Origin of the sequence: Paenibacillus sp. FSL R5-0378 (assembly GCF_038009285.1) — a bacterium.
Classification (GTDB): Bacteria; Bacillota; Bacilli; order Paenibacillales; family Paenibacillaceae; genus Paenibacillus_AQ; species Paenibacillus_AQ favisporus.
On the sequence record NZ_JBBPAY010000002.1, the window covers coordinates 62,466 to 89,338 of the forward strand.

General features: G+C 45.8%; 29 protein-coding genes and 2 pseudogenes. 28 read left to right on the forward strand and 3 right to left on the reverse strand.

Annotated features, from left to right (window positions below; all coding sequences use genetic code 11):
• Positions 1 to 172: 172 nt before the first annotated feature.
• The 5 genes from MKY74_RS33820 (at position 173) to MKY74_RS33840 (ending at position 3,857) form a co-directional block, all read left to right on the forward strand.
• Complete coding sequence (locus MKY74_RS33820) at positions 173 to 1,114, forward strand: ABC transporter substrate-binding protein (protein WP_279628513.1); 942 nt, start codon at positions 173 to 175, stop codon at positions 1,112 to 1,114.
• A complete protein-coding gene (locus MKY74_RS33825) occupies positions 1,111 to 2,172 on the forward strand; it encodes a FecCD family ABC transporter permease (RefSeq protein WP_076175362.1) in 1,062 nt (353 codons plus the stop codon). The genes MKY74_RS33820 and MKY74_RS33825 overlap by 4 nt, the downstream gene beginning before the upstream one ends.
• 11 nt (positions 2,173 to 2,183) lie before the next feature.
• On the forward strand, positions 2,184 to 2,960 hold the full coding sequence (locus MKY74_RS33830) for an ABC transporter ATP-binding protein (protein WP_244169424.1): 777 nt from the start codon (positions 2,184 to 2,186) through the stop codon (positions 2,958 to 2,960).
• A gap of 29 nt (positions 2,961 to 2,989) precedes the next feature.
• On the forward strand, positions 2,990 to 3,607 hold the full coding sequence (locus tag MKY74_RS33835; protein ID WP_244169423.1) for a class I SAM-dependent methyltransferase: 618 nt from the start codon (positions 2,990 to 2,992) through the stop codon (positions 3,605 to 3,607).
• A gap of 73 nt (positions 3,608 to 3,680) precedes the next feature.
• Positions 3,681 to 3,857, forward strand: coding sequence for a hypothetical protein (locus tag MKY74_RS33840; RefSeq protein WP_244169422.1), 177 nt, complete (start codon positions 3,681 to 3,683; stop codon positions 3,855 to 3,857).
• Positions 3,858 to 3,948: 91 nt separating this feature from the next.
• Here MKY74_RS33840 and MKY74_RS35760 read toward each other — a convergent pair whose 3' ends face one another.
• Together MKY74_RS35760 and MKY74_RS33845 are read right to left on the reverse strand one after the other, a co-directional pair.
• A complete protein-coding gene (locus MKY74_RS35760; protein ID WP_084204182.1) occupies positions 3,949 to 4,392 on the reverse strand; it encodes a CobW C-terminal domain-containing protein in 444 nt (147 codons plus the stop codon).
• Positions 4,389 to 4,979, reverse strand: a complete 591-nt coding sequence (locus MKY74_RS33845) for a GTP-binding protein (RefSeq protein ID WP_167372926.1) — start codon at positions 4,977 to 4,979, stop codon at positions 4,389 to 4,391. Before MKY74_RS33845 ends, MKY74_RS35760 begins: the two co-directional genes overlap by 4 nt.
• A 222-nt stretch (positions 4,980 to 5,201) precedes the next feature.
• On the opposite strand from MKY74_RS33845, the gene MKY74_RS33850 reads away from it, so the two are divergent.
• The 5 genes and pseudogenes from MKY74_RS33850 to MKY74_RS33865 all read left to right on the forward strand — a co-directional run bounded on the left by MKY74_RS33850 (position 5,202) and on the right by MKY74_RS33865 (position 10,244).
• Complete coding sequence (locus MKY74_RS33850; protein ID WP_341014081.1) at positions 5,202 to 6,224, forward strand: CobW family GTP-binding protein; 1,023 nt, start codon at positions 5,202 to 5,204, stop codon at positions 6,222 to 6,224.
• A 702-nt stretch (positions 6,225 to 6,926) separates the two neighbouring features.
• Positions 6,927 to 7,169, forward strand: a pseudogene (locus MKY74_RS35765) (DUF6075 family protein).
• 7 nt (positions 7,170 to 7,176) lie between these two features.
• A complete protein-coding gene (locus tag MKY74_RS33855) occupies positions 7,177 to 7,515 on the forward strand; it encodes a hypothetical protein (RefSeq protein ID WP_076175358.1) in 339 nt (112 codons plus the stop codon).
• A complete protein-coding gene (locus tag MKY74_RS33860) occupies positions 7,512 to 9,227 on the forward strand; it encodes a helix-turn-helix domain-containing protein (RefSeq protein WP_076175356.1) in 1,716 nt (571 codons plus the stop codon). The genes MKY74_RS33855 and MKY74_RS33860 overlap by 4 nt, the downstream gene beginning before the upstream one ends.
• An 18-nt stretch (positions 9,228 to 9,245) precedes the next feature.
• Positions 9,246 to 10,244 carry an SGNH/GDSL hydrolase family protein gene (locus MKY74_RS33865; RefSeq protein ID WP_076175354.1) on the forward strand — a complete coding sequence of 333 codons (999 nt, stop codon included), beginning with the start codon at positions 9,246 to 9,248 and terminating at the stop codon, positions 10,242 to 10,244.
• Positions 10,245 to 10,762: 518 nt separating this feature from the next.
• Here MKY74_RS33865 and MKY74_RS35770 read toward each other — a convergent pair.
• Entirely contained in the window at positions 10,763 to 10,972 is a 210-nt protein-coding gene (locus MKY74_RS35770; RefSeq protein WP_445671811.1) for an alpha-amylase family glycosyl hydrolase, read from the reverse strand.
• Between the two features lie 152 nt (positions 10,973 to 11,124).
• On the opposite strand from MKY74_RS35770, the gene MKY74_RS33870 reads away from it, so the two are divergent.
• From MKY74_RS33870 to MKY74_RS33945, 18 genes and pseudogenes are all read left to right on the forward strand, one after another.
• Positions 11,125 to 13,386 (forward strand): helix-turn-helix domain-containing protein, encoded by a 2,262-nt coding sequence (locus MKY74_RS33870; protein ID WP_076175352.1) that lies wholly within the window; start codon positions 11,125 to 11,127, stop codon positions 13,384 to 13,386.
• A gap of 178 nt (positions 13,387 to 13,564) precedes the next feature.
• The gene (locus MKY74_RS33875; protein WP_076175350.1) at positions 13,565 to 15,208 is read left to right on the forward strand and encodes an extracellular solute-binding protein; all 1,644 of its coding nucleotides are present in this window, start codon (positions 13,565 to 13,567) and stop codon (positions 15,206 to 15,208) included.
• 65 nt (positions 15,209 to 15,273) lie between these two features.
• The gene (locus tag MKY74_RS33880) at positions 15,274 to 16,176 is read left to right on the forward strand and encodes an ABC transporter permease (protein WP_076175348.1); all 903 of its coding nucleotides are present in this window, start codon (positions 15,274 to 15,276) and stop codon (positions 16,174 to 16,176) included.
• A 12-nt stretch (positions 16,177 to 16,188) separates the two neighbouring features.
• Positions 16,189 to 17,064 (forward strand): carbohydrate ABC transporter permease, encoded by an 876-nt coding sequence (locus tag MKY74_RS33885; protein WP_076175346.1) that lies wholly within the window; start codon positions 16,189 to 16,191, stop codon positions 17,062 to 17,064.
• A gap of 53 nt (positions 17,065 to 17,117) precedes the next feature.
• Positions 17,118 to 18,068, forward strand: coding sequence for an alginate lyase family protein (locus MKY74_RS33890; RefSeq protein ID WP_279628512.1), 951 nt, complete (start codon positions 17,118 to 17,120; stop codon positions 18,066 to 18,068).
• 20 nt (positions 18,069 to 18,088) lie between these two features.
• On the forward strand, positions 18,089 to 19,252 hold the full coding sequence (locus MKY74_RS33895) for a glycoside hydrolase family 88 protein (RefSeq protein ID WP_076175342.1): 1,164 nt from the start codon (positions 18,089 to 18,091) through the stop codon (positions 19,250 to 19,252).
• Between the two features lie 238 nt (positions 19,253 to 19,490).
• Positions 19,491 to 19,637, forward strand: coding sequence for an aspartyl-phosphate phosphatase Spo0E family protein (locus MKY74_RS33900; protein WP_084204179.1), 147 nt, complete (start codon positions 19,491 to 19,493; stop codon positions 19,635 to 19,637).
• Between the two features lie 564 nt (positions 19,638 to 20,201).
• Positions 20,202 to 20,378: a recombinase family protein gene (locus tag MKY74_RS33905; protein ID WP_347876921.1), complete on the forward strand. Its 177-nt coding sequence runs from the start codon at positions 20,202 to 20,204 to the stop codon at positions 20,376 to 20,378.
• 23 nt (positions 20,379 to 20,401) lie between these two features.
• Positions 20,402 to 20,647, forward strand: coding sequence for a zinc ribbon domain-containing protein (locus tag MKY74_RS33910; RefSeq protein ID WP_347876924.1), 246 nt, complete (start codon positions 20,402 to 20,404; stop codon positions 20,645 to 20,647).
• Entirely contained in the window at positions 20,568 to 20,876 is a 309-nt protein-coding gene (locus MKY74_RS33915) for a hypothetical protein (RefSeq protein ID WP_244169436.1), read from the forward strand. The genes MKY74_RS33910 and MKY74_RS33915 overlap by 80 nt, the downstream gene beginning before the upstream one ends.
• 37 nt (positions 20,877 to 20,913) lie before the next feature.
• Positions 20,914 to 21,084: pseudogene (locus tag MKY74_RS33920) on the forward strand (DUF4368 domain-containing protein); the annotation flags it as partial.
• Positions 21,085 to 22,262: 1,178 nt separating this feature from the next.
• On the forward strand, positions 22,263 to 22,826 hold the full coding sequence (locus MKY74_RS33925) for an ABC transporter permease (protein ID WP_076175334.1): 564 nt from the start codon (positions 22,263 to 22,265) through the stop codon (positions 22,824 to 22,826).
• Positions 22,827 to 22,862: 36 nt separating this feature from the next.
• A complete protein-coding gene (locus tag MKY74_RS33930; protein ID WP_084204176.1) occupies positions 22,863 to 23,273 on the forward strand; it encodes a hypothetical protein in 411 nt (136 codons plus the stop codon).
• A gap of 20 nt (positions 23,274 to 23,293) precedes the next feature.
• Positions 23,294 to 23,482 (forward strand): ABC transporter permease subunit, encoded by a 189-nt coding sequence (locus MKY74_RS35775; RefSeq protein WP_432206622.1) that lies wholly within the window; start codon positions 23,294 to 23,296, stop codon positions 23,480 to 23,482.
• 525 nt (positions 23,483 to 24,007) lie between these two features.
• Positions 24,008 to 24,580 (forward strand): ATP-binding cassette domain-containing protein, encoded by a 573-nt coding sequence (locus tag MKY74_RS33935; RefSeq protein ID WP_076175332.1) that lies wholly within the window; start codon positions 24,008 to 24,010, stop codon positions 24,578 to 24,580.
• Positions 24,581 to 24,729: 149 nt separating this feature from the next.
• Complete coding sequence (locus tag MKY74_RS35780) at positions 24,730 to 25,092, forward strand: ATP-binding cassette domain-containing protein (protein WP_076175329.1); 363 nt, start codon at positions 24,730 to 24,732, stop codon at positions 25,090 to 25,092.
• A 315-nt stretch (positions 25,093 to 25,407) separates the two neighbouring features.
• Positions 25,408 to 25,557: a 50S ribosomal protein L33 gene (gene rpmG, locus MKY74_RS33940; protein WP_076175326.1), complete on the forward strand. Its 150-nt coding sequence runs from the start codon at positions 25,408 to 25,410 to the stop codon at positions 25,555 to 25,557.
• A 20-nt stretch (positions 25,558 to 25,577) separates the two neighbouring features.
• A complete protein-coding gene (locus tag MKY74_RS33945) occupies positions 25,578 to 26,783 on the forward strand; it encodes a GTP-binding protein (RefSeq protein WP_076175324.1) in 1,206 nt (401 codons plus the stop codon).
• The last annotated feature ends 90 nt before the right edge of the window (positions 26,784 to 26,873 follow it).

Below are 26,873 nucleotides of genomic sequence, written 5' to 3' on the forward strand. Positions count from 1 at the left end.
AACAGTCAGCTAGAGCAATGGGAATTCCTCGCCGCAACCCTCAGCACCGCAACAATCTCCGCCACCGGATAATCAGGTTATTCAGTCGCCTGCAGAAGAGACCTCCATTACCTTTACGGATACGGCGGGAACGGAAATCACGCTTGATCTTCCGATTGATAAAGCGATTGTAATCAACCGAAATACGGCGGAAGCTATAAAGTTGTTAGGCGCAGAAGATCGGATCATTGCTACAGGCGATACGACAGTCAAGAACAACCGTTACTTGGGCTTGCAGGATTTGCCGGATATCGGAGAAACCGGTGAAGTGAATCTGGAGACGATTCTCAGCTTGAAGCCGCAGGTCGTTTTTGCCTACACGAACAGACCGGATCAGACGTTGGAGGACAAGCTGGGGCCGGCAGGCATCCAGGTGATTCGGATGAATAACTATTTGCCGGATCAGATGGATGCCGAACTGGAGCTGCTTGGCCGATTGTTTGGCAAGGAAGAACGTGCAGCTGAATTTCTGGAGTGGAAACAAGCAATTGAACAGATTCCAGTTGAACGTTTAAAGGGCCTTGCGGAAGAAGAGAAAAAGAGCGTGCTGGCTTTATCTGCAGGTTTCCTCAATTCCAATGGCGGCTACCGCGTGTTCCCCAGCCAATCTCTCGGAGGAAAGCCGGGCGTTGGCGAAGGTTATGCCACTATAGCGGCAGGCGGGATTGATGCGGCCGATTTGCAGTGGGATCCGACTGAAGCGTCTACGACGATTCTGGTGGATGAGGAATACGTGCTCACACACAATCCACAAGAGATCACTCTGCATGGCACATGGCTCGGCGGATACGGTGTTGCAGAACGTGCTCCATTCGAAGAAGCGTTTGCCAACATCATGGAGATATCGTCGCTGAAGCAATTGGATGCAGGTAAAACTCGTGATGTCTATTTCTTCCACACCAATTTCATCGGTTCCGATAAACGATACATCGGTGTTCTTCAGCTGGCCAAGTGGCTGTACCCTGAACGGTTTGAAGGAGTGGAGGCTGACGACTACGCCAGGCAATATTTTGAGGAATGGCTGGGAGTACCGTATCAAGGAACCTGGTATTATTCCTTCAAGGAGAGTCAATGAAAGTGGAACATTCGGTCATTCATCTTTATCAACGCAGTGTGCGGCGCAGATTGCTGCTTCTAGCATGTATTGCGTTTCTCCTAATCCTCGCTTCGGCGTTCGCGGCATTGAAGGGCTCGGCGAATATACCGTTTCGCGATCTGCGGGCGATGCTGGTTGGCGGCGAAGCGGATGCGATGAATATGTATATTCTTCAGGAGGTCCGCTTGCCAAGAATTGTGATGGCGGTCGTAACCGGTATGGCTCTGGCAGCTGCAGGTGTGATCATGCAGGCGTTGCTCCGAAATCCGCTGGCTGATCCATTTACGCTTGGCGTATCCAGCGGAGCGGCATTTGGAGCAGCGCTTGCCATTGTGGCCGGGGCAAGTGCCTTCGGCGTTAATCTTGTATATAGCGGGCGCTGGCTGATCGCCTTTAATGCTTTTGTGTTCGGTTGTATGGCGGTCTTGTTTGTTTATGGTATCTCGCGGCTAAAGAACAGCTCAGTCACTGTGCTGCTGTTGGCGGGAGTGGCGATTGGTCAATTATTTGCCGCAGGCGTGTCCGTACTCAAATATTTTTCCAATAACGAAGCGCTTAAAGATTTGATTGTTTGGCTAATGGGAGGATTCTGGGGCGCTGATTGGGAGGTGCTGGGCATTCTGCTGCCGCTATTGGCGGTGTCGCTGGCAGTATTGTTGAAATACGCTTGGGATTTGAATGCGCTCAGCTCTGGAGAAGAAGCCGCTCGCACGCTCGGCGTCAAGATACGGAGAATGCGCTGGATCTGTCTAATTTTGTCAACGTTGATCGCTTCCACGACCATCGCATTTACCGGGATTATTGGCTTCGTCGGCCTGGTTGCTCCACATATTAGCCGGATGCTGATTGGTACCGATTATCGATTTCTGCTGCCTTGCTCCTGCTTGATAGGCGCTTTGCTTCTGCTGTTGTCAGACACTGTTGCCCGGCTACTGCTATCGCAAATTGAAATTCCGGTAGGTATCGTGACGGCCTTCTTCGGAGCACCGTTTTTCATTTACCTATTGATTAAAAAGCGTCGGGAATACTGGGCCTAGGGGGGACGATCATGATTAAAGTAACCGGACTCTCCTTCGGATACGAGCGCAATCCAGTGTTAAGCAATATTCGAATGAAACTTGCCAAAGGCGAGGTGGCTAGTATTGTCGGTCCCAATGGAGCAGGCAAAACGACGCTGCTCAAAAGTATGGCAACAATCTTTCCGCCCAAAAAAGGAAAGATATGGTTGGATGGTCAGGATGTGCGTGCCTTGAAGCCGGAAGTGCTGGCGCGGAAGCAAGCCTACGTGCCGCAGCAAGCCTCATTTTATTTTCCGCTTACGGTGATGGAGACGGTGTTGCTTGGACGGAAACCGCATATGCGCTGGCGAGTATCGTCCCATGATCTGCACGTTGTTGAACAGTTGCTGAAGCGGCTGAAGCTTGAAGTGTTTGCTGATCGATACATGGATGAGCTCAGCGGAGGTGAGCGGCAGAAGGTATTGATTGCCAGGGCGCTCGCGCAGGAACCCGAAATTTTGTTGCTTGACGAACCTACGTCTGCACTGGATATTCGTCATCAATTGGAGGTGCTGGAGCTTATTCGCGGCTTTGCCCGTCAAGCGAATATGCTTGTGGTACTTGTTCTCCATGATCTGGAGCTGGCTGCCCGATACTCGGATACGATCCATTTGCTTTACAACGGTAAAATCTATGCTTCCGGTTCGCCGGAAGAGGTATTTGTTGCCGGCAATATGCGGCACGTATACGGTGTTCATATGCTTATCGAGCCGTCTCGGCATGGATTGAAGATGACGGCGTTGGAGTCGGTTCAGCCCGGAGAATGACACATGAAGGCGATTAGGAGAGGGAGTGTTTGTACTTGTACCATGGAGTGCGGTTGAAAGTCGACTACAAGCAGCTTTGGTTGGATGGGATGAAGGATTGGAACGGTGAGCTTCCGGAGCGCATGACGGATGATGAAAAGGAAGAGGCGTTCTGGCATACGTTTCTGCAGGAGAAAAACGGTGGGCCGGATGCATATTCGGCCGGAATCCGTGAGGAGTTGCTTCGGTATATTGCGCCTGGAGACGGTGTGCTGGAAATTGGACCCGGATGGGGAAATTATACGTTCGCCGTGGCTGAGCAGGCATCAGCGATGACTTGCGTGGACAGTTCTCGAAGCGTTTTGGACTTTTTACAGAAGGAAGCGGCCCGAAGAGGTCTTCGCCCAATGGAGATGATCCATGCCAAGTGGGAGCAATATGAACCGGATCGGCAATACGATGTGGTATTCGGCATTAATTGCTTTTATCGAATGGAGGGCATTGAGCAGGCATTGCTCCATATGAATGAAGCGGCCCGAAAATATGCTGTGATCGGATTGACTAGCGGACCGGAAAGACCGCATTTGCTGGATTTTCATAAAGGAGCTTGGGGTCAGGGTGAAATTTCAGCGGCGCGATTATATTCATTTGACCAATTTATTGTATGAGCTTGGTATTGATACGAACTGTACAATTCTTGAATTGGAGCGTAACTATCAATATGCGTCGGAGGAAGAGTTGTTGAGTTCCTGTCTGAGCGACATTATCGATCAGTCGTCTGATCGTAAAGCAGCGGCGGATTTGGTGCTGAGGTATGTGAAGGTAGAGGATGGTGTATTCAACTATAAGAATAAATTCAAGGCCGCGTTGCTGCACTGGAAGCCCGATACCGTGTATAGGCCAGCAGTCCGGCAATAATGGCGGACTGCTGGAACCCTATTTAGAAATGTAGGAGACCGTGGAAGTACATTTGGGGCCGCGCGTTCAAGCTAAATTTGTTTGTAGCAAATTATGTCGAATAGGAAACGATCTTGGCCCATTCGTGATTAACCCGATCACGATCCAAATCGATCCCGATGAGGACCAGGTAAGAGGGGCCCGGATAACCCGTCGGTTGCCAAACGATTCGGTTTCCGGCGAATTGAACAAGCTTGCATGTTTGATCAACTAAGACGAGGTAGCCTTTTGCTGGCAGAAGCGATTTTCCCCACTGCTTGAGGAAGCGATCAATTTGCTTTGCTGTTGTGGAAGCGCCCTCCGCAAAATGTAGGGCTATGGTCTGGACTCTGCTGAAGGATTTATTTTCTAAATGATCGTTCTCATGGTGGGAGTGTTCTCCCTGCGAATTTTGTTGTCTTCGCACGGATTCGATAACTTTGAAGGTTTTCCTCTGGACCGCGGGAACGCTTCGAACGATTGGCCGTAAGTCGGAGAAGATGTGATCCATGTTCATTTCACTGTATAACGTAAAATGGATCGTGGCCACTCCGTTCTGCTTTTCTTGATTGCTTTTTCAATTTTGGACAAATGGGTGAAGGAAACCAGATCGCTTTTGTTTACTAGTACTGTGTCTGCTACTTCCATTTGCCTACGCAGCGTATGGACAAGCTGGCGATCGGTATTAAATATGCTGTTATATTCCAGCACCCATTCTGCGTCAAGTATGGTTATAATATGCTTCAACTCGATATGATTAAGAAGTTGCGGCTCAGTTAAGCAATCGGTGACCTCTTCCGGGTTTGCTACCCCGGTCAATTCGATGAACAAAACATCAGGATTGCGGTCGAGGAGCCGTCGCACGTATTGGGTGACTTCCGACTTTTTACTGCAACAGATGCAACCGTCGAGAAGCCTCTCTACGGAGGCGTCAGGCAAGTCGGATAAAACGAGTCCGCCATCTACGTCAAACTGTCCCAATTCATTCATAAGGACAGCGGTTTTGAGTTGACGCAGTCTTGCCTCTTGAAGAAGTCTTAACAGAAGCGTTGTCTTGCCGCTACCAAGAAAACCGCCTATGATGACGACCGGAACTTTATTCAAAAATCCAATCCTCCTCTTTAAAGATGCCTCATTTGAACCTCTGTTACTTGAACAGGTTTCAAATTACATCTATAATTGTAATTATTACAATTAAATTCAGTATAGACCATAGGACGTGTATCTGTCAAAAAGGTGAAGAGAGCAATCATTGTTTTTAGTTATGAACAAAGAATTCATCTCTGCATCAGTAGAGATGGGAATAGAGCGGGAGGTTTTTATCCATTGATTAAAAAGGTACCAATCCTCATTTTGTCTGGATTTCTGGGAAGCGGGAAAACGACATTGCTTACGAAGATGCTGACTACTTGCGTGGCGAAAGGTATGAGACCTGCGATCATTATGAATGAAGTGGGTGATGTCAACCTGGACGGACAACTCTTGGAAGAGAGTGTCCCCATGCGTGAGATGTTGAGTGGATGCATTTGCTGTACAATTCGTGGCGATCTAGGAATGGAAATTAAACAGCTTGTAGATGATTTGTCACCGGATCTGATTATAATTGAAGCAACGGGTGTGGCAAACCCCATGGAAATTTTCGACGGCGTTACAGAGGCGGCTTTATTGGTCCATGTTGAAATTAAAGCGATGATTACAGTGATTGATGCAGCGCATTTCATGCAATGGCACCGTAAGGGATCCGGGAGAACGTATCATTTAATGCGGGATCAAATCCGATGCGCATCCATGCTCTTAGTTAATAAGTCCGACCTGATAAGCACAACGGAGTTAGATGAAATGAAACAAATCATTCATCTGGTCAATCCGGTAGCTGCTATTTATTCCACGGTCTATTGTGAGTTCGATCAATCTTGGATAGAAGGAGTTCTACAAGCGCATGAGTTTGTTCCTGTTCAAGAAGGTCAGCATCATAATGAAGAAAATGTACAGCATACATGCGAACATCACCACCATGACCATGAGCATGATCACCACCATGACTATGATCATGATGGGAATCACTCGCATTCTTACGATCATGTTATGGTCTATACGCATTATTTTAATCAACCGATTGACAGTGAACGTTTCGAACAGTTCGTAAGCCAATTGCCGGACAAGGTTTATCGGGCAAAAGGTATTTTTACCTCAGCAGAAACCGGGGAACGCATGTTGTTTCAATTTGCATACCGACAATTGGAGTTATTTCGCATTCAGCCGCAAGGGAAGGTGCATGATGTAGCTGTTTTTATGGGGGAACAATTTTCTCAAAATGAGTTGAAACTGGAGCTAGATACAACAATCTAAAAAACGTTTATAAGCCTGAACTGAAGTGGCATTTAAGTTTGTGATCTGGTAGAGGAAGTATGAAAGCGGAGAGGAAAGTAGAAACATTCGCTGGGCATGAGGCAGTCGGTTTCGCCTGATCACTTGCGAAGGGGATCGATTATAGGAATGCTTTCTAGTGCGACGAAGCAACGCGAAGGATTTTTCTGTAATATAACGCTAAGTGCATGCGCCTTCCTTGTGCATAATTGAGGGTGGCTTCTACTTCACTTGGTGCTACAACTTCAAGCAGGGGATATCGTTAAGCCTAATCAATGATTCTCTTGATCCAATCCATTTGATGTTGAAAGTGAATAGCTCAATAACTAAAGTCAACCCATCAGTGATCATAAGCACGATGGGTTGATTCCATTGATCGTATAAAATTTCTTTCCCTCGCTCAAATTATTCGATCCAAGCAAGATTTGCCTTCTGCCACTGGGTCTCTCAAAGTTTGAAAACAGTCCGGTTCCATACATATGTAATCAAATTTTGTAAATCCGTTATGACATACCCTCCTCCAGATGCCGCATGACGATTTTGTGTCATGATTAGTGTCCTTATAATAATTTTAATCTTATAAAGTACCCGATTTGAACTCCAAAATGAAAGGGTTAGTAAAGAAGCCTTGTTTTCATTGGCTCTTTTGCTGTCACAAATCATTTTGAGAGGAGAAAATGTATGATGCCTACCCTGTTTCGTGACTCCGAACATGACTCCTTCTACTATCGAATGTTGGCAGAACGTCAATGCTCGGATAGTTATCACCGTTCATTATTCTAAACGTTAGGAATATCGAAAGATACCCGCGTCCATATTCACGATGTATTCGATTTTTTAAATGGAGGCATTAAACCGGAAACTTCTTGGCAAACCGGAAGCTCTATCCGAACATGCCGATTAGATTGCCCAGAATCTACAAAATAACCTCGATATGTCGCTGCGCTCAATCGAAATGATGATGATTGGGACGATCTCTCGTAATTCGACGCTGACATCATTCGGCGGAATGGAGAATTCGCCCGAATTTATCATCGGCTTGTCCCAGTTGTTGCAATCAATGGTCGATACGAATTTCCTGATCGACTCGATTTACGTTTATCGAGCGGGGGACGGGGCGGTGGTTAGCGACCAGACGAAGCTGAGCATCGATCAATTCGCTGATCGCGCGTATGCTGAAGTCGGCCTGAACGCGCAAAGTCCGTCTGGAGTGCCCCGCGAACTTTTCGGGTCTTTGCTAGCGGAGAACGCAAGGATAACGTCATCTCCATGACCAAGAGCATACCACTCGGTAGCCGAGGTATTGCAATTCTTGTCGTTAACGTCAGCGTAAACAAGATTCAGGACTATCTCGAAAGCTACGGGGAGTCGCAGGTAAGCTACCTGTCAGTCTCGGACCGTAACGGAGGAGCGGTGTTCGGTCAAGCCGCCACCCCGTCCGAGAAGTACCCCGTCCAGTTGACTTCGGCCTACTCTGGACTAACCTATAGCAGCGTGTTGAAGACATCCCTTTCTGGAAATTTATACGAATACATCACGAGCGGCTGGGTGCTGTTTGGCTTGCTCGGGTTGTTAATCGGTATATGGTGGGTCGTCTATATTTCGCGTAAAAATTACAAGCCGATCGAATCGATTCTTTCCCGGATTCAATCGTATAACGAGCAGCACCTGAATTCCTTTCTGCGTGAGCCCATCGGCGACGAGCTACGTTACATCGATTACACGCTTTCCAATATGATCGAAGCGACGCAGGACTATGAACATCGGGATCGGGAGCATGCGAGGCTCCGCCGATTGCGATTGTTTCAGGAATTGTTGGAAGGAAGCGGGATGGTCGATGAAGCGGAGTGGTCCGAGGCGATGCGTGGGCTAGGGATCGGAGCTTTCGCGGGCGCCACGGTTAGCGTGATCGAGATCGACCAATATTCCTCCTTTATTAGCCGTTACTCACACGAGGATCAGGGCTTGTTCAAATATATTTTGAACAAGGTCGTCGAAGAGACGGCAAAGACGCGTTCCCTGCGAATTTGGCAAGAGTGGGCGACGAACCACCGGCTATGCGTTATTGATCTGAGTTCATCCGAGGAAGATCGGATTCAGGCGAGCCGGCGCATCCTTGCTCAAGCCGAGGAGGTCCGAGACTGGCTGCAGAACCATCTGAAGCTGACGATCACGTGGGGCATTGGCTCGTCCGTAGCAGAGGTTAGCGACATCTCCAAATCCTACGAATCAGGTGTTCGAGCACTAGATTATAAATCCGCCCTCGGCAGCAACCGGGTGATCGGACATTGGGAGATCGAGGATCTGGCGAGCGGCGATTTGTTTGTCTATTTGCAGTACGTGCGGACGATCGCCCAAGCATTCCGCGTTGGCAGTGAGGGCTGGCAGGAGCAACTCGAGCTGCTGTTCACCGGGCTTCGGTCGCTGCTGTTGCCAAGGGAAGAGATCGACGGTGTTCTAACCTATATGAACTATTTCTTTTACAGAGAGATGACGGAGCTTCCACCGGAATATCAAGAGATCTGGAACCGCGAATTCCGCGCTAGTTGGGGGGAGCGCATGGATTCTCTCGAGACACTGGATGAACTCGAAGCCTTCTACTCGGATCGTCTGGCGAATTGTTTCCGCAGCATGAAGAGACTCAGAGAAGAGAAAGGCAACCACGTCGTCGTCCGCAAAGTGAGAGACTACATTGAAGAGAATTTTCATAATCCTGACCTCTCCTTGACTTTGCTTGGAGAGAAATTTCAGATGAACACGTCCAGTCTCAGCACACTGTTCAAGGAAGAATTCGGAGAGAAGTTCGTCACATACCTCTGTCAAGTAAGGATGGAGCACGCCAAGGACATGCTGCGCAACGGCAGATTGCCGATCAACGAAATCGCGGTCCGGGTTGGCTACCTGCACCCGATGTCTTTCATCCGCACGTTCAAGAAAACAGTTGGCGTGACACCTGGCGATTACAGGAAGGTTCATCAAACTTGAAACGATAGGGGAGGTTACATGGTCTTTTGGAAGAAGGCGGAAAGCTATCGCCATTTACTCCATCTGGAAGAGACGGACTTAGGCGTGCGGCCCGTCCGGTTTACGGATAAACAATTGTCGTATTTCAGGAGTAATGACTCGTATTTACTTAGGGCCCGTTGTGCGGCAGGCGTCAGCCTAGTTGTGGAAACGGACGCAACTTGGCTGGAGTTGGAGCTCCACGTTGAAGGTGCTGCACGCCAATATTTGCAGGCCACTGCGATCATTCGTAACCGCTGGGCCGATTCAGCCTCGTTCGAACGTATTGGTACGTTACCGCATACCAGTGTGTTGAAGCTTTCGCTGGAGCCGGTGACAAAAGCGGGGGAACTACGTAGGGTTGAAGTGCATTTGCCTCAAGCCGCATGGGTCACTGTTACAGACGTCCGGTTATCTCCTGGCGCCATTGCGGTTCCGGCGCAAGATCGGCCCCTACGAAGACTACTCTGCCTTGGAGACTCGATCACTCAGGGGCTCGAATCCCGTCACCCGTCTGGAACTTATCCGGTTCGGCTAGCTCGTTTAATGAATGCGGAATTGCTCAATCAGGGCGTGGGAGGACATGTGTTCGATCCCGACAGTTTCGATACGGCGCTTCCCTTCGAGCCCGATCTGATCACTGTCGCCTACGGCGTGAACGATTGGATGAGCAACATGCTAGCCTCCGAGATTGAGGTTCGAGCGAAGGGGTATTTGGAGCGAATAAGCGCTAGGTACGCGGGGGTACCGCTTCTGGTCATCACGCCGATTTGGCACCATGCGGAGATGACAAGTAAGGCTGCTGGAACGTTGGCAGACGTTCGCGCTTTGATCGCGCGCGTCGCTTCCGGATTCGGGCAAGCTCGCGTCGTTGACGGCGCATTGCTCGTTCCGGGATTACCGCATCTGTTTGCTGACGGCGTGCATCCGACTGAAGAGGGCTTCGGTCATTATACCTCGGAGCTTTATCCTCATGCCGTTGGGGCGATCGGTCTGTGATCCAATGTGCTCGTTCCCAGGAAGTCGATCTTATAAGAGAGGCTTTAATACGAAAGGTGGGAACTTAACATGGCAGGAGCCGGCTGCACCGGTGCAGGAAGGTTTGACTTCCCGAAATAAATTAAGGAAGAGAATATCCTTGAGGATGTTCTCTTTTTTGCTCTTAGTGCGGATATCAAGCACATTAGCTACGTTCTCCAAAGTGCTGAGTTTTTCAACTTCCCAGGGGTGCATTTATTAAAAAAACTTACAAGTTATTATTTCTTGTTTTAGGAGTGCTCCTCCTATTTATGTTCAATTTACAAATCGTATTACCTGTACTGTATGTATCAACTGGCTTTGTTCTTTACCTCTTTTCTTTTGTTTGGCTAATGCTAAGCAACTGGACAACCACTATGGCGGCTGGGACTATAATACCCAATCTTACTGGGAAAATATATCTGATTGTTTTACTCGAGTGAATCTGAATTAAGCATTGCCTCGAGATTCGATTACCAATATCGCTTTGTGGCCAACATTTATTGGTTAGAAACAACAGTCGGATTGCTTTTTCTCAGTTGAATCAACTTGCGGTAACAGAAGAAGACGGAATCGGGATCTCCCAGACTCCCCTCTGCTTTGATTTCCGAATAATTTAGATTTACATGTAGCCATGGCTGTCCCACCTTGCTTCTTGTATAGTTGCCGATGATAAACTCGCCTATTAACGGGATATTTGCTACTTCCACCGTGGTTGCTGCTTGTTTCCGGTCTTTATTGTTTGTTTTTTGGCGGTTTTTGAAAATATGGTTTCTCAGAAATGTTTGTATTTTTGGAGGGTTTGCTTCATGTTATTATAAATCCGTACTTAAATTGTGGTTTTTAGAAATGAGGGGTCTTCTTGAATAACAAAAAGTGGTATTATCGGCTACTTTTTTCTTATATGCCGGTTCTTCTTGTTGTATCTTGCGCTGTCATTCTGGCAGCGTTAATTGGATTTAGTGAACGGTTTGAAAAAGAAGTTAGGCAAGCAAACGAGACTTATTCACAGGTGATAGTACAGTTCGTGGATTATTCACTAGGGAATATTGATTCTTCAATGATTAAAGAAAGTCAAAGCGATGGACGCTTTCAAGTTTTTTTTGAACCAATTCGTAACCGAATTACTCAAGTGGACGATTTAACCATATCTCATAGACTACAGGAATATATGATCAGCAATCCGCTGATTGATTCCATGTATTTATACAGAATTCAGGACAATCATGTGCTGAGTTCATCCTGGACCGGATCGTTGAACGATTATCCGGATCAGAAGTTCGTCCAGGGTTCTATGAACCAAAAAACCCCTTATCGTTGGACAAGCTTACGCACATTCACTGAGTTTCCCGAAGTAGAATCACCACGGCAAGTCATATCACTTGTACGAAAAGTGAGTGATGAGGGGCTAATCATTGTCAATATTAATCCCAAAAGGCTTCAATCCTTACTTAAAGATAATTTTAAGCATCAGGGAAACGAAAACACTTTTAGCTTGTATGACGAAAATGGGCAGTTGCTGCTTACATTGGAGGATAATGGATCGATTCAAAACCAAGCTAATCTAGATGTGTTGACGGCAGTTCATTCTCAGTATTCAGGCTATGACCTCCAAAGTAGAGTCAAACACATTGCTTTATTAGGCATCATTTCCTCCGTTTCGTGGATTTGGTTGATTCTCATTGTAGCTACTTTATTGGTCGGTGCATTCTGGATTCTTATCATTACACGGAGGAACGTGGAACCGCTTCAATCCATTGTCAAACGAATCGAGGCGTTTGCAAAGCCTAATGATCAAGCACTAGATAATCAATTCCTTGATGAATTTAAATATATTGATTATGCATTAGATGATCTAATGAATACATCCAGCATGCTTCAAAAAGAGCATGAGGAGAATCAGTTATATAAAAGACAGATCTTTTTTGAGGAATTACTTGAAGGAAGCCGGATCATTACTTCAATAGAGTGGGATGAAGAACTTCAGGTATTTGGATTGGATCCGCGATTTGATATGCTGTCTGTCATGATTTTCGAGATTGATCGCTACTCGTTATTCACTAAGCAGTATTCATATCGGGATCAAAACCTATTCAAATTCGTCATTTTGAAAGTACTCCAGGAAATATCGGAGCATCAAGCTATACGACTTTGGGCCGAATGGATAGATGAACCGTATCAATTGACAGCAATATGTCTGGTCGAAGGGGGAGTAGAGGATTGTAAAAATAATCTTATTCGACTTGGGGAGCTGGTACGGGATTGGGTCCAGCATAACTTGCACTTCTCGGTTACAGTTGGACTAGGTGAGATTGTTCATAAACCAGAAGACTTAGCTATCTCCTTCGATAATGCAAGAAAGGCACTGAACTATAAACTTTCTCTTGGATTGAATCGAGTTATACCAGCCTGGGATCTTAACGGAGATACTCCAGATGAGATGTTCAAATATCTCCAAATTATTCGCAATATGATTCAGTCTTATCGGCTTGGAGAGCCCAAATGGGAACAGGAACTCAGCATTTTTTTTGATTTATTGAAAACTAGTAGTATTCGTCGGGATGATATTGTTGGTTTGATCAGCTATTTAATATATAACATGTACCGGAATTTGATGGAATTGTCCAAAGAATATCAGGCGTTATGGCTAGAGCGCACGCTCCCTCGTCTAAATGAGAATTTGAATGACTTTGATGACTTGCAGGAAATTCAAACCAATATTCACACTGTTTTACGGGAAGCTTATGAAGAAATGTTGTTGATTCGGGAAAACAAGAGTCAGTACGGGGTTAGCCGAAAAATCTGTGATTATATTGAAGAACATTATATGGAACCCAATTTGTCATTAAACTATTTAAGTGAAACATTCGAATACCATGCCAACTATTTAAGCAGGTTGTTTAAGGATGAAATTGGTGAACGTTTTGTTGATTATCTGGCCCGAGTTCGAATTTCACATGCAAAGGAATTTCTGAAAACAACATCACTTACAGTGCAGGATGTGGCTGCGCGCGTAGGTTATGAGCATGTATATTCCTTTATGAGGGTGTTTAAAAAGCTTTCCGGGATGACTCCGGGGGAATTCCGGAAACAGGAGAAGACGGAGAATTTACTTGATCAATAAACGGGATAAGCCGAGGAGTTATCTGATTTTGTGAGGGACCTTTGAAATTGTGAGTATCTATTCCTTGAAAGATGTGTCGCTGATTAATAAGTGTGAATTTACTTGATTTCCTGCTGAATCTATATTCGATTCAGTCGATGTTCATCGACAATATCTTAAAATAGGGGGACATGCAAACATGGCATCAACACAAGGGAAGCGGTTTGTTACATTGCTTATTACGCTGGCAATGGTAACAGGCTCGCTCCTTTCTGGCTGTTCAAGCAGCAAGGAAGGAGCAGAGAAGTTGACTGGATCGGGTTCCACAAATGCAGGGAACAAAGGAAAGCCTGAGATAAGCGTTACAATTTACGACCGTGGCAAGGTACCACCGCAAGAGGGGACATATGAGAATAATCGTTGGACGAAGTGGATCAACGATAATGGGCCAGTAAATGTAAAATTTGTACCGATTCCAAGAAACCAGTCACAGGATAAGCTAAACACCTTAATCGCAGCGGGAGATGCGCCAGATTTGATTTTGGAATACGACGCAAATTTTCGCAACCAGTTATACAATCAGAAACAACTGCTTCCTATTGACGATCTGATTGAAAAGTACAGTACGAACTATAAGGAATTGTTGAATAAATATCCCATTCTAAAAAAACTCGGAACCAAGCCTGATGGTAAAATGTACGAATTCGGAACCACTGAGGCGGAGCTCGGCAGCCAATTCTACTTACTGATTCGAAATGATTGGTTGAAAAAACTAAACCTTCAAATGCCTCAGACAATTGATGATTTGTATAATGTTGCAAAGGCTTTCACCGAAGATGATCCTAATGGAAATCATAAGAAGGATGAGTATGGGATCAATTTAAGCAGCTTTTCCGGAGGTGGAGTCAATCAAATGTTCGGTGCAGTTAACTGGACATTGAAGGACGGACAGATGATCCATGATTGGGATCGCTTTAAAGCGGCTAATGCTTTCAAGAAAAAACTATATGACGCGGGTATTGTCGACAAGGATTATTTGACCGATTCAACAGGGCAAAAGGCTATTCAGGATTGGGTAACCGGAAAACTCGGTATCTGGATCGCCCCATCAGGCACAGCGCTAGATGTCAATAACATGGAAACGTTAATGAAGAACCAACCAGAAGCAGAAGTACTGCCAATGGCACTTCCGAAGACAGAGTACGGCCAATATAATCCGCAGTTAATAGCACCGATTAAAACAACGGCCGTCATTAACGCAGATGCCAAAGATCCGGAAGCCGTCATGAAATATATTGATTTTATGGTTTCCGATCAAGCTGGCAATACGCTTCATTACGGGATAGAAGGACAAAATTACAAAAAAGTGAACGGCTTCCCTGATAAAACGGGCTTTACCGATATTAACAAGAACCAACTGGACTGGAACTTTGATTATTATCAATTACTGTATCCAAGAGTTCGTCAAAAATATATTGATGACAAGATGAAAGACCTGAGTACACCGGCACTGAAAAAAGTCGATGAGCTGAAGAAAGCTGCCAATGTGATTTATCTGTCTCCGGATCGTCCCGTAGCTACCTTTATTCTTCCGGAGTATCTTCCGCAATTGACCAAGGAGTTGAGTTTGATTGATACGACTGTCAGCAAAACGATTGATGATATCTGGTCTAGAGCGGTGATCAGTGGTTCCTCTTATACGATTGATCAGGCAGCTGCAGACGCGCAGTCGACCTGGGAAAAAGCAGGAGGGAAACAACTGGAGGAGTATTATAGAAACTGGTATGACAAGAACAAAGATGAAGCGATTTATTCCAAGGATCTTTATAACATTTTGAAATAACAACTAATGTTCATGGATCCTTTAGAGATTTCTGAAGGATCCATGTTCAGGAATGAAGGTGTACCATGAAGACAAAAAGCAGAATTTTCAGACAGAATATTCCTTTGATTGTGATGTTTGTCCCGGTTGCTCTTTTTTTTATTATATTCAAGTATCTTCCGATGGGTGGATTGATTATTGCATTTAAGGACTACAGCTTTCGTGATGGAATTCTGGGTAGTCCATGGGCTGGTCTTAAAAATTTTGAAGCCTTGTTCTCACAACCGCAGACACTGCAAATTATTCGAAATACGCTTGTGATAAGCATACTAAACATTATTATAGGTTTTCCGTTTCCTATCCTTCTGGCAATCCTGCTTAATGAAGTTCGAAAGTCATGGTTTAAAAGATGGACGCAAACTCTGGTTTATATTCCTCATTTCATGTCCTGGATTGTTGTTGGCGGTATCGTAGTAACGCTATTCGCCCAAGAGCAAGGGATTGTGAATGAGGTGTTGTATAGGCTGTTTGGGTTTAAAGTACCTTTTCTTTACCAGCAGTCCTCATGGTTGGCGGTTTTTCTTGGGTCAGGAATATGGAAAGATGCAGGTTGGAACGCGATCATTTATATGGCTGCTCTGTCGAGTATAGATCCTGCCTTGTATGAGGCTGCAGGCTTGGATGGGGCTGGGAAATTAAAACAAATTTGGAATGTAACGATTCCTGGTATGCTGCCAACAATTATTCTGATGTTGATTTTGTCCATGGGTCATTTCATGGAGGTAGGATTCGATCAAATTTATATTCTTAAAAACCCGGTTGTATCGGACATTTCAGAAGTTATCAGTACGTATATTTACAGACTCGGCATGCAAAATGGCGAGTTCAGTCTTACAACTGCCTTAGGGCTATTCGAATCTGCTATAGCCTTGCTTCTGGTGTTGACAACGAACAAGATTGCCCACAAATTCGGCCAGGGACTATGGTAGGAGGTAGCTAATATGAGAGCGACATTTGGTGAAAAAACATTTTATGCCGTGAATTACTTGGTGTTGACCTGCGCAGCCCTATTGTGCTTATTTCCGCTCATCCATATAGCTGCACTCTCGTTTAGCAATGCATCGTCTGTATTGTCCGGGAATGTTTCTGTTTGGCCCAAAGGCTTTAATTTGCAATCTTATCGGAATTTATTTGAAGGTACGAGAATCGTTCAGGCTTTTCTCAATAGCGTATTAATAACGGCAGTCGGCACCGGATTAAGCATGTTGTTCACCATTTTGGCTGCTTATCCGTTATCAAGAGTTTATTTCTACGGTCGACGATCGATCTCGATGGCCGTTATATTTACGATGCTCTTTACAGGGGGAATGATCCCGACTTATTTGGTCGTGAAATCGTTGGGTCTGTTGAACAACTATGGCTCCCTTTGGTTTCCTGGTCTAGTCAGTGTATACAATATGCTCGTGATGAAGAATTTCTTTGAAGGCATTCCTCAGGAAATGGAGGAGGCAGCCAGAATTGACGGATGTTCCGAGCTGGGGTTGTTGATCCGTATTATGCTTCCTTTATCGCTGCCTGTTATGGCTGCTTTAACGTTATTTTACGGTGTGGGTTATTGGAACTCGTTCATGAGCGTATTGATCTATATCACCGATGCCGACAAGCTTAACCTGGCCGTTATGGTACAACAGATGGTGCAGAATCAATCCATGGTGCAGGAAATGAATCAATTGCGTCCGGAAGATATTCAAATGATGACTCCTGAATCGATGCAGTCGGCAGCTATCATTGTCATGATTGTTCCTATGCTGGCAGCCTATCCGTTCGTACAGCGGTATTTCGTTCAAGGGGTTATGATAGGTGCAGTCAAAGGTTAGACGGACAATGATTTTACTAAGGAAGGTGGTTCAGAAAATTGGCAAGTTCCGATATGACAAGGATACTGCTCAAAGAAGCTAATGTGAGCTTGGCATCGAAGCCTCATGCCGTAGCTACCTGGAGAATACCTGGATTCTACATGGATCAGGAGGGACACTTGGAAGCCAAACGAAAGATGGAGCCGGATGCTCAGGCTGCCTTCTCGACTGCATTGGCCTACAAATATACAGGCAAGACCGTTTATGCGAATAAGGCTCGGGAAATGATTTATGCCTGGGCCAAAATGAACAGGGGGTTTACTGAAAACGACGGCCCTTTGGTCTCTGCCTACCTTGGTGTGGGATTGATTCGGGCGGCAGATATGATTAAAGATTACCATTTCTTTAACAGAGAAGAACAAACTACTTTCAAACGTTGGATGACACAGGTCTGCTTGCCTGCCTGGAAAGGAATTCAGGGGAGAAACAATTGGTGGAGCTGGAGCTTGTATGCTCAGGCGGCCTATTATGCTTATGCGGGGGATAAAGCTGCATTGCAGGTGGTGATTGAGGAACTGAAGGAACATATAGACAAGTCGATATCCTCTCAAGGATTTATAACTGAAGAAACCGAGCGCGGAAAGAACGGGATGTGGTATCACTATTTTGCTCTTGCACCTACGACAGCTGCGGCCGATCTGATCCGGAAAGCAACCCAGGAGGACTTGTTTCACTGGGTCTCTCCTTCGGGTAGAAGCTTGAAGCTGGCATTAGATACTTTGTTTTACTACGTGAATGGACATGTAAACGAATGGCCGTATGCACCGGATCAGAATTTTCCTGAATTGGCGCAAGATACTTGGCCGGTAGAGCTATACGATGCGATGGCCCGTATTTACGGCGACGCGGCATACGAACATTTCGTTGGCCCTTATCGTCCTGTCATCGGGAATCGAAACCAGGAAAGTGGCTATTATCTATCCTACGCATGGGTTTATCCGGAAATGATTATAGATATTAATTGATAGTAAAGGAGGGTTATAAGATGAAGCAGTTTTCCCGAGAAGTGACAACTGTGGATCGGGCTTACTTTGAAAACGAGATTCAATTTGTTTTGAAAAAGCTTGAACAGAGCTTATCCGTATTTAATCAGGATCAATTTCCAGCCGCAACGAGCAAGGGCTTAGTTTATCCGGCGGTTTCCAACACGGATTGGACCTCCGGTTTCTGGACCGGAATACTCTGGCTTGCATATGAATGCACACAGGATGAAAAGTACCGCGAGATTGCGGAATCGGGACTGCCCAGCTTTCAAAGACGGATTGATGAGCGTATTGCTACGAATACACACGACCTAGGTTTTCTGTATAGTCTTTCGGCGATTGCTGCCTATCGACTAACCGGAAACGAGCAAGCCCGAGCGATCGCCGTTAAAGCAGCAGAGTTGCTGGCAGAACGATTTGTTCCAAAGGCGGGAATTATTCAGGCTTGGGGAGACTTAAACGATCCAAAGGAATGTGGAAGAATGATAATGGATTGTTTGATGAACCTCCCTTTATTGTACTGGGCATCCGAGGTGTCTGGCAATTCAAGCTACGCCAAAATGGCTGTCAGCCATGCCAAACAGTCTGCGTCTTACTTGGTACGCCAGGATCATACCAGTTATCATACGTATTATATGGATGTGGTTACAGGTGAGCCTAAGTATGGTAATACCCATCAGGGCTATGCAGACGATTCCTGCTGGGCCAGAGGACAGGCATGGGGAATTTACGGCTTTATGCTTAGCTACCTCTACACTAGAGATCCTTCTTTCATTGAAACCTCTAAAGCATTAACCGAGTATTTCTTGTCTCGTCTCCCCGAGGATGGGGTTGTTTATTGGGACCTGGTATTTACAGATGGTGAGGAACAGGAGAAAGACAGCTCTGCCGCTGCAATTGCGGTTTGCGGTATGCTGGAACTAGCTAGGCACTTGCCTCTGTTAGACTCGGACAAACCTCGTTATGAAAAAGCGGCACTAGCAATATTGGAATCTCTTTCTCAAAGTTATACAACAAAGGATCACCTCTACTCCAACGGTATTCTCAAACATGCCGTCTACAATAAACCACGTGGATGGGGGATTGATGAGTGTAATATATGGGGAGATTACTTTTACTTTGAGGCACTTGTTCGGATTTTGAAGGATTGGCGCCCCTATTGGTAATATTCTGCAGCGCGCAACGGGATGGACTATCCTTTGTAAGCAGATTGGGAATCGTTACACAAGCTTACACAAGGGTCCCGCGATGGAATGCTCGCGACTTATGTAGAGCATGCATTAATCGCCAGCGCCAGGATGGAGGCAGTTGATATTCAAAATTAGAGTCACCTATTCTATTCATACAGTCATAATTTCATTTTTGGCTGAGATTGGTTATTCCGAGAGTACCATGTGATGAAAAATGAATGAACTCGACTTGATAATGAAAATAGAGAAATTGCGGCGCGAACTGAACGTGCTGGTACTTGAGAAGGGTATGATGGCCGAAGCTGTGCTGGAAAAGTCAAAAGAACTAGATGAAGTTTTGAATCTGTTCAACCAAAACTAACAACAGAAATTGATGAAACATGATTCACTTTTCTTGATTGATTTGTCATTACACCCGTTGAATATTGAAGTGCACCCCCTAGATTAGGGGGTGTATTTTTAATTGCAATTAAAGTTCAAAAGCTGTGAAATTTCGCTTAAGCAGATTATCAGCCACACGCCCGGCAGCCTGGTATGTCATATTCCGACGTTTCCGGCGAATGCTGGCTTAAAGACCGAGCTTTTGCATTAGCGCAGTATCTTCTTGTGATTCATCCATACACCTTCGTTAGTTATGTGCTATCATTTTAAAACGTATATCATTCGGACTGCACATCGGAAGCGTGAAAAAGCCTGCATATTGGTTCTCTTGCCGCTTATGGCTATCTGAAAGACCCGGAGGACAAAAACGAGCTTATCATCAATGAGGAAGCCGCAGAAAATGTCAAAAGCATCTATGCTTGGTTCTTAGAGGGCATGAGCATTGAACGAAAGTGGTATATTATGTCCGTCAGCGTATAAGAAAAGCAAGGGGATGAAATACAAGAATCCCAACAGCGAGGGCAGCAATCCTTAATGGTGTGCCATGACGGTCACCAATATGTTGAAAAACCACATTTATGTTGGGGATATGGTGCAAGGGCGCTATCGCATTAAGAGTTATAAAATCCATGTGCAGGAAACGGTTCCCGAGGATGAATGGTTCATTGTCGAAAATACGCATGAGCCGATCATCAGCCGTGAAGATTACAGAAGCTTTTGAAAAAGGATACTCGTACCGCGCCGATGCAAAAAACGTTGTATTTGTTCAGTCGCTTCCTACGCTGCGCAGATTGCGGCAAGGCCATGACACGAAGCACCGTTAAAGGAAACGTGTATTACTACTGCCGCACGCACGTACAGAGACCAATCCAAAGCGGCTTGTACGAAACACACGATGAAGCACTACCATTTGGAACAATCGGTTTTGTATGCGATCAAGCAACAGGTATACATTGCGGTTTCTCTTTCAGAAATGGTTCCACGGATTAACAAGGATCCGCTCCAGAAAGGCCAGTCTATCCGGCTTAATGAACGAATAACGGCAAAGGAAAAAGAGCTTTCCAAGATTTCACGCTATAGGCAAGGCATTTATCAAGACTGGAAAGACGGCGAAATTACCCATAAGGATTATCGCCAGATGAAAGAAGACTATGAGCGGCAGATCGAAGCCATTAACCGAGGTTATAGGCAATCTGCAAGAGGAAAAGGAGGAGCTTGAAAATGGCATTGACACATAGAATCCGTTTTTAGCAACTTTTCGGAAGTACGAAAACATCAACAAACTGACAAGGGATATTCTGATTGAGCTTGTCGACACCATCAAGGTATACGAAAATGGCAATATTAGCGTGAAGCTGAAATTTGCCAGTGAGTACCGCAGAGTTGCGGAATACATTGAGGTCAACACCTCTGAAGACGCGGTTTAGAGAACCGCATTTTTAACGGCAGTTTGTTTTCCTAATGTAAATGTTCCGGTGACCATTACATATAAAAACAGATTGACTTACACCCGTAGTACCGGAATTTAATCCTTATAATGACTGTCTATCTGGTTACTATTGTCGTATTGATCGGCACGGTATCTTTTCGAAGGCCCGGAAAAATGCTTAAAGACGACGGTTTTATTGTCATTGCCCATAGGTTTGTATTGATTGGGTTGGCGGTTAGTTTGTACTTGGTGAGCTGAATGGAAGTAGGTTATATCCGAAGTTATGGAGAACAAATCCGAGCAAAAGGTAAGATTAGCGCATGGAAGGCATCCAATCCAAGACTAGCAGTAAAGATTATGAGCAGCTAATGATCGAAGTCATGATACCCTGCGGCAACAGCCGGTTGATGAAGAGGTGCTAGATAATAATGAATATAGGTGACTGGGTAATTGTTCAAATCGGTCTACCGGGGAATCCTTATGGTGGATATGCCGGCAGAGTGGTGGCGATCTACTGCCATCATGCCAAAATCCAATTCGTTTTACGTCCAACGGGGTTCCTAGATCAATCATTTGAGCGGTGGATTCCCCTCCGGGACATTCGGTTGGTTACTACTGAGGAATATTTTACTTGGCTCAGGTATGCATCATCAGTTCAACGAGCTTATAATACATAAAATCTAGTGACATCAGCATTACAAGGAATATAAAGGGGCGAAGAGATGATATCTTCGGCCTTTTTATTTTAGTACGATCTATCGATGATTGAACTAATGTTGAAAGATGATTGGAGAGTATTCGAAGCATGCGGAAATGGAGTGGTTCAAGAATTACTAATCGCAACCCAAGCAACCGAAAAGCACCGGAAATTATTTTGTTTCAAAAGAGATGAGCGCAGGGTTCCATTATTCTGCTCGTCCGGCTGGTATCCGTGGAGCCTGCGGAAGTGATCTTGCGTCTGTCGAACCTACCTGCGACCGATGTGGCGGTTGCGGATGTTAGGACCGAACTAGGGATGGATGAGCCTCTTTAAGTTCAATAGTGGCTACGGCTTTCTAGGACGATACAATTTGATTCCGGGTTTTCCTACGTGAGCAAATTGGCAATCTCGTCCGAGATTGCCTCCAAATTTCCGGCAACCCTCCAACTGCCCTGTAAACTTTCCTGTTAATCGTCTTGATCGGCATCCCGTTAGGTATTTTATCTTCGCAATTTCATAACCACTGGCTAGATCGGGTCACAGCGGTTTCCATGTATATAACAGCGGCGATGCCTCGCTTTTGGTTCGGTGTTTTACTTCTTTATGTCTTTTCGCTTAGGCTTGATTGGTTTCCGTCCCAGAGCAAAGCAGGCATAGCTCATCTTATTCTAACGTCATTTACGCTGGCATTGCACCAGATTGCCATGGTGGCTCGGCTTTTGCGAAGTCAAATGCTTGAGCGGATGGGGGAAACCTTTGTACTCTATAGCAGAGTCAGGGGGCTTGGCGAGGGGTTTATTTTGGTCCGTCATGTGCTGCGGAACTCACTGGCACCGATTGTAACTATTCTGGGGCTTGGCATAGGGAATATGTTGGGTGGAACGGTAATCGTCGAGCAAGTAATTGGTTGGCCTGGCATGGGCCGGTATTTGATGGAATCGATTCTGAATCGTGACTATCCGGTAATTCAATGCTATGTATGGCTGATGGCTGTAGTGTATGTAACCGGTGAATCTGATTTCGGACGGATTACAACGTAAGCTCGATCCTAGAGGGGACGATGGGGAGGGGCGTACATGAGTCTGAATCCGACAGATATGAATACTTCGTCTTTCGTGACTCGATGGATCCATGGTAGAGATACGCGTCTTGCAAAAGCTGAGCTTGTCTTCTTGCTTCTGCTTGGCGTAGCCGGGGTGCTCGTTCCATGGATTGTGCCGAACGATCCAAACTTGGTCAATCTGGACTCCAAGTTGAGTCCGTCTTCCTGGCAATATCCCTTTGGAACGGACCATCTAGGCAGGTGCATCTTATCCAGGCTCTTGATGGCCATTCGTTATTCCATAGGAGGAGCGGTCGTCGTTATGGTGTGCAGCGTTGTCATGGGCACAGTGATGGGCGCATTTTTTGCTTGGAAAGGTGGCCTGCTGGATCGTTTTTTATGCGCTAATGCGAATTGCTCCTCGCGTTTCCAACCCTTGTTCTAGCGTTTGCGCTTGTTGGAGTCATGGGACCTGGATTTGCAAATTTATTGTTGGCTCTTATTTTTTCGCAATGGATTGCTTATGCCAGATTTGTCCGTAGTCTCGTGTTGTCTTTGAAAATCAGCGATTATGTGCGGGGGTCGATCGTATCGGGAACGTCAGGTTGGAATTTGATACGGAAGCATCTTATACCTCAAGTGGCATACCTGTAGCTGTGCTTGCATTCTTGGAAACGGGAAGCGTAGTGTTGGATATGACGGGTCTCACGTTCCTCGGGCTGGGGTACAGGCACCTGAAGCCGAGTGGGGGATGATGCTCAACGAAAGCAAGTCTTATATATGGCAATTCCCTTGGCTTATGGTGTATCCCGGAATAGCCACTTTACTTACGGTTATTGCCTTTAATCTGATAGGGAGGGGCTTCGTGCTCAGTTTGACCCCAGGGAACGGTGAGAATGCGTTCTGAAGATTTAAGTAAATCTGCGTTGTTGGACATTCAGCATGTAACTGTCAGTCATGAGCGGGAACCATATCCTGTGCTGGAAGATATCTCTATCTCTCCATAAAAAGATTGTTGGTGTTGTAGGTAAGAGTGGGCTCCGGCAAAACGATGTTATGCCAGGCCGTAATGGGCTTGCTTCCGTCCGAATTTCGGATAGCAGAAGGCCAGATCCGGTTCAGAGGAACTTTACTTGAAGGATTATCTCCAGACAGTTCCGTGCACTCCGAGGGAGCAAAATGGCGATGATTATGCAAAATCCGATGACATGGTTCAATCCTCTCCGTACGATAGGAGCTCATTTCACAGAAACGTTTTGCATTCATCTTGGCCTAAACAAGAAGGCGGCGATTGACTTGGGGGTAGAGTCCATGAGCAGAGTCCAGTTTCCGCGTCCGCTCAACTTGATTAAGCATTATCCCTTTCAGTTAAGTGGTGGCATGCTGCAACGGGTGATGATCGGAATGGCTCTCGCCGTGAATCCGGATTTAATTACTGCAGATGAACCGACCACCGCGCTGGATGCCTATCATCGGAAGTCCGTTTTACGGGAGTTGAAAAAGGTGCAGCAGGAAACCGGAGCTGCAGTTTTGCTTGTCACGCATGACCTTGACGTTATCGCAGAGATGGCGGAAACGGTCGCTGTAATGCGATACGGCAGGGTGGTGGAAAAGGCGCCGTGCATCCAGTTGTTTAATGCTCCTGAGCATCCATACACTCGCTGTCTATTGAACACCCGCTTTAGCCTTCCATTGAATTCGGACACTCAGTTCTCTACCTTAGGAGATGTTGCGCATGGTTGGATGAAGTGATTAAAGCCTTTCCGGTTGAAACCAGAGGCTGGCGAGGAAGAAAAAAGCACTATCGTGCGCTTGAGCGGGTTTCATTCAGATCGGAGAAGGGGAATGCGTTGCTCTAGTGGGGGAGTCGGGAGCTAGGAAAAAGCATCCCGGGTAAACATATGTACGCGGTATTCCAGTACAGTTCGGCTGCCCTTAACCCCGGAATGAAGGCTGGGGATATCATACTCGAGCCGCTGGACAACTACAAGAAAATGAGGAGACAGGTGCGTAGGAAATATGCCAGCGAGCTACTAGAGAGGGTAGAACTTGATCCTTCAGTCCTGGACCGTTACCCGCATCAGTTTAGCGGAGGGCAGCAGCAGCGGCTGTCGTTCGCAAGGGCCATTGCTATGCGGCCAAAGTTGATTGTATTGAATGAAGCGACAAGACGTTTTAGAGGCAATCATTCAATTCGAAATCCTCGCATTATTGAAGGAATTGCAACGTACCTTGAATATATCCTATTTGTATATTACTCATGATATCAAGGCTGCATGTGCTTTCGCCGACCGGTTGCTGGTTATGGATGCAGGTCGATTGTTGATGAGTCAGCCGGTGACATCGTCCAGAACCTCTCGCATCCCGTCTCAATGAAATTGTTGAATTCCATGCTCATAACGCATCCCAGTCAAAGGGAGTGGCCTTCAAATTAGGAAACTCAAATCTGCACGAAAGAGCTCGCTTTATTATCTTAACGAACACATGGTATACAATCCATGTTGATTGACAGGAGAGAGTGGACAGAGTAAAATGATTAAATCGTAAACATTACGAATAAGAAAAGGAGATGTTTAAACATGAGAGTAGTTATTACCTTGGCATGCACCGAAACAGGAGATCGAAATTACACGACCACCAAAAATAAGAAGATGCATCCCGGACGCATGGAATTGCGCAAATATAGTCCGCGTCTTAAAAAATACACACTGCATCGCGAAACGCGTTAATGGATGGGAGGAGATCAGGTATGTTAACGCATCAGACATCGAAGAGAATACCCATTACGGTTTTGAGCGGTTACTTGGGATCCGGTAAAACAACCTTGTTAAATCATGTTTTGCATAACAAGGATGGCTTAAAGGTAGCAGTTATTGTCAATGACATGAGTGAGGTGAACGTAGATGCCAATCTCGTAAAATCGGGGAACGCGTTGTCAAGAACGGAAGAAAAGCTGGTGGAAATGTCCAATGGCTGTATCTGCTGTACGCTTCGGGATGATTTGCTGCGCGAGGTACAGAAACTTGCCGGTGAGGGGCGTTTTGACTATATCTTAATTGAATCCTCAGGAATCAGTGAGCCTGTCCCTGTAGCACAAACCTTTACTTATGCCAATCCGGATCTGGATATCGACTTAACTTCTCTAGCTCGATTGGATACGATGGTCACTGTCGTTGATGCCAACCGCTTTTGGCACGATTTTGCCTCGGGAGAAAGCTTACTTGACCGGAATCAGGCGGTAGGCGAAAACGACTACAGAGATATTGTGGATCTTCTAATCGATCAGATTGAAACTTGTGATGTTTTACTGCTGAACAAGTGTGATTTAGTTGAGGAGAAGGAACTGGTTAAGCTGGAGGCCGTATTGAGGAAACTTCAACCGACGGCTAGAATCATTCGTACCATACATGGAGTCGTGGACCCCAAGGAGATTTTGAATACGGGATTGTTTGATTTTGAAAAGACGAGTATGTCCTCAGGCTGGATTTCGGAGCTAATGAATAAAGAACACACTCCCGAAACGGAGGAGTATGGAATAGGATCTTTTGTATATCGCAGCAAAATTCCGTTCCATCCTCAGCGTCTCAGCTATTTTTTTAGCAATTGGCCCGAAGAAGTAGTTCGTGCTAAAGGACTTGTATGGATTGCAGCGCGTGGCGACATGGCGGCACAGTTAAGTCAGGCAGGTCCTTCCATTCAGTTTGGTCCTGCAGGATATTGGTTAGCAGCTTTGCCGGAAGATCAGCAGCGAGAAGTATTGGAGAGTGAACCCGAAGTTCTGGATCGCTGGGATGATACCTGGGGAGATCGAATGACAGAACTGGTCTTTATCGGTATGGACATGAATCAAAAAGATATTGAGAAAAGGTTGTCGCGTTGTCTATTAAATGAAGAAGAAATGAAGCAGGATTGGAGTCAATTCAACAATCCGTTACCATGGGCTATTCAGGATTAAGCTGAGCTGGCGAACGTTTAACCCGGTTCTGGTTTAGTTCAGCGAATCCTCGCTTTGGAGACTCGAGTCCCAAAAGTGTCTAGACGTTAG

What these genes read in the sequence shown, in the direction of transcription:
- MKY74_RS33885 (WP_076175346.1), top strand. Translation starts at nt 16,189, where the DNA reads ATGAGAGCGACATTTGGTGAAAAAACATTTTATGCCGTGAATTACTTG.
- rpmG (WP_076175326.1), top strand. Translation starts at nt 25,408, where the DNA reads ATGAGAGTAGTTATTACCTTGGCATGCACCGAAACAGGAGATCGAAAT.
- MKY74_RS33900 (WP_084204179.1), top strand. Translation starts at nt 19,491, where the DNA reads ATGAATGAACTCGACTTGATAATGAAAATAGAGAAATTGCGGCGCGAA.
- MKY74_RS33830 (WP_244169424.1), top strand. Translation starts at nt 2,184, where the DNA reads ATGATTAAAGTAACCGGACTCTCCTTCGGATACGAGCGCAATCCAGTG.
- MKY74_RS33905 (WP_347876921.1), top strand. Translation starts at nt 20,202, where the DNA reads ATGACGGTCACCAATATGTTGAAAAACCACATTTATGTTGGGGATATG.
- MKY74_RS35775 (WP_432206622.1), top strand. Translation starts at nt 23,294, where the DNA reads ATGGGACCTGGATTTGCAAATTTATTGTTGGCTCTTATTTTTTCGCAA.
- MKY74_RS33895 (WP_076175342.1), top strand. Translation starts at nt 18,089, where the DNA reads ATGAAGCAGTTTTCCCGAGAAGTGACAACTGTGGATCGGGCTTACTTT.
- MKY74_RS35780 (WP_076175329.1), top strand. Translation starts at nt 24,730, where the DNA reads ATGTACGCGGTATTCCAGTACAGTTCGGCTGCCCTTAACCCCGGAATG.
- MKY74_RS35760 (WP_084204182.1), bottom strand. Translation starts at nt 4,392, where the DNA reads ATGAACATGGATCACATCTTCTCCGACTTACGGCCAATCGTTCGAAGC.
- MKY74_RS33825 (WP_076175362.1), top strand. Translation starts at nt 1,111, where the DNA reads ATGAAAGTGGAACATTCGGTCATTCATCTTTATCAACGCAGTGTGCGG.
- MKY74_RS33865 (WP_076175354.1), top strand. Translation starts at nt 9,246, where the DNA reads ATGGTCTTTTGGAAGAAGGCGGAAAGCTATCGCCATTTACTCCATCTG.
- MKY74_RS33855 (WP_076175358.1), top strand. Translation starts at nt 7,177, where the DNA reads ATGTCGCTGCGCTCAATCGAAATGATGATGATTGGGACGATCTCTCGT.
- MKY74_RS33930 (WP_084204176.1), top strand. Translation starts at nt 22,863, where the DNA reads ATGAGTCTGAATCCGACAGATATGAATACTTCGTCTTTCGTGACTCGA.
- MKY74_RS33880 (WP_076175348.1), top strand. Translation starts at nt 15,274, where the DNA reads ATGAAGACAAAAAGCAGAATTTTCAGACAGAATATTCCTTTGATTGTG.
- MKY74_RS33935 (WP_076175332.1), top strand. Translation starts at nt 24,008, where the DNA reads ATGGCGATGATTATGCAAAATCCGATGACATGGTTCAATCCTCTCCGT.
- MKY74_RS33945 (WP_076175324.1), top strand. Translation starts at nt 25,578, where the DNA reads ATGTTAACGCATCAGACATCGAAGAGAATACCCATTACGGTTTTGAGC.
- MKY74_RS33890 (WP_279628512.1), top strand. Translation starts at nt 17,118, where the DNA reads ATGACAAGGATACTGCTCAAAGAAGCTAATGTGAGCTTGGCATCGAAG.
- MKY74_RS33860 (WP_076175356.1), top strand. Translation starts at nt 7,512, where the DNA reads ATGACCAAGAGCATACCACTCGGTAGCCGAGGTATTGCAATTCTTGTC.
- MKY74_RS33910 (WP_347876924.1), top strand. Translation starts at nt 20,402, where the DNA reads ATGCAAAAAACGTTGTATTTGTTCAGTCGCTTCCTACGCTGCGCAGAT.
- MKY74_RS33875 (WP_076175350.1), top strand. Translation starts at nt 13,565, where the DNA reads ATGGCATCAACACAAGGGAAGCGGTTTGTTACATTGCTTATTACGCTG.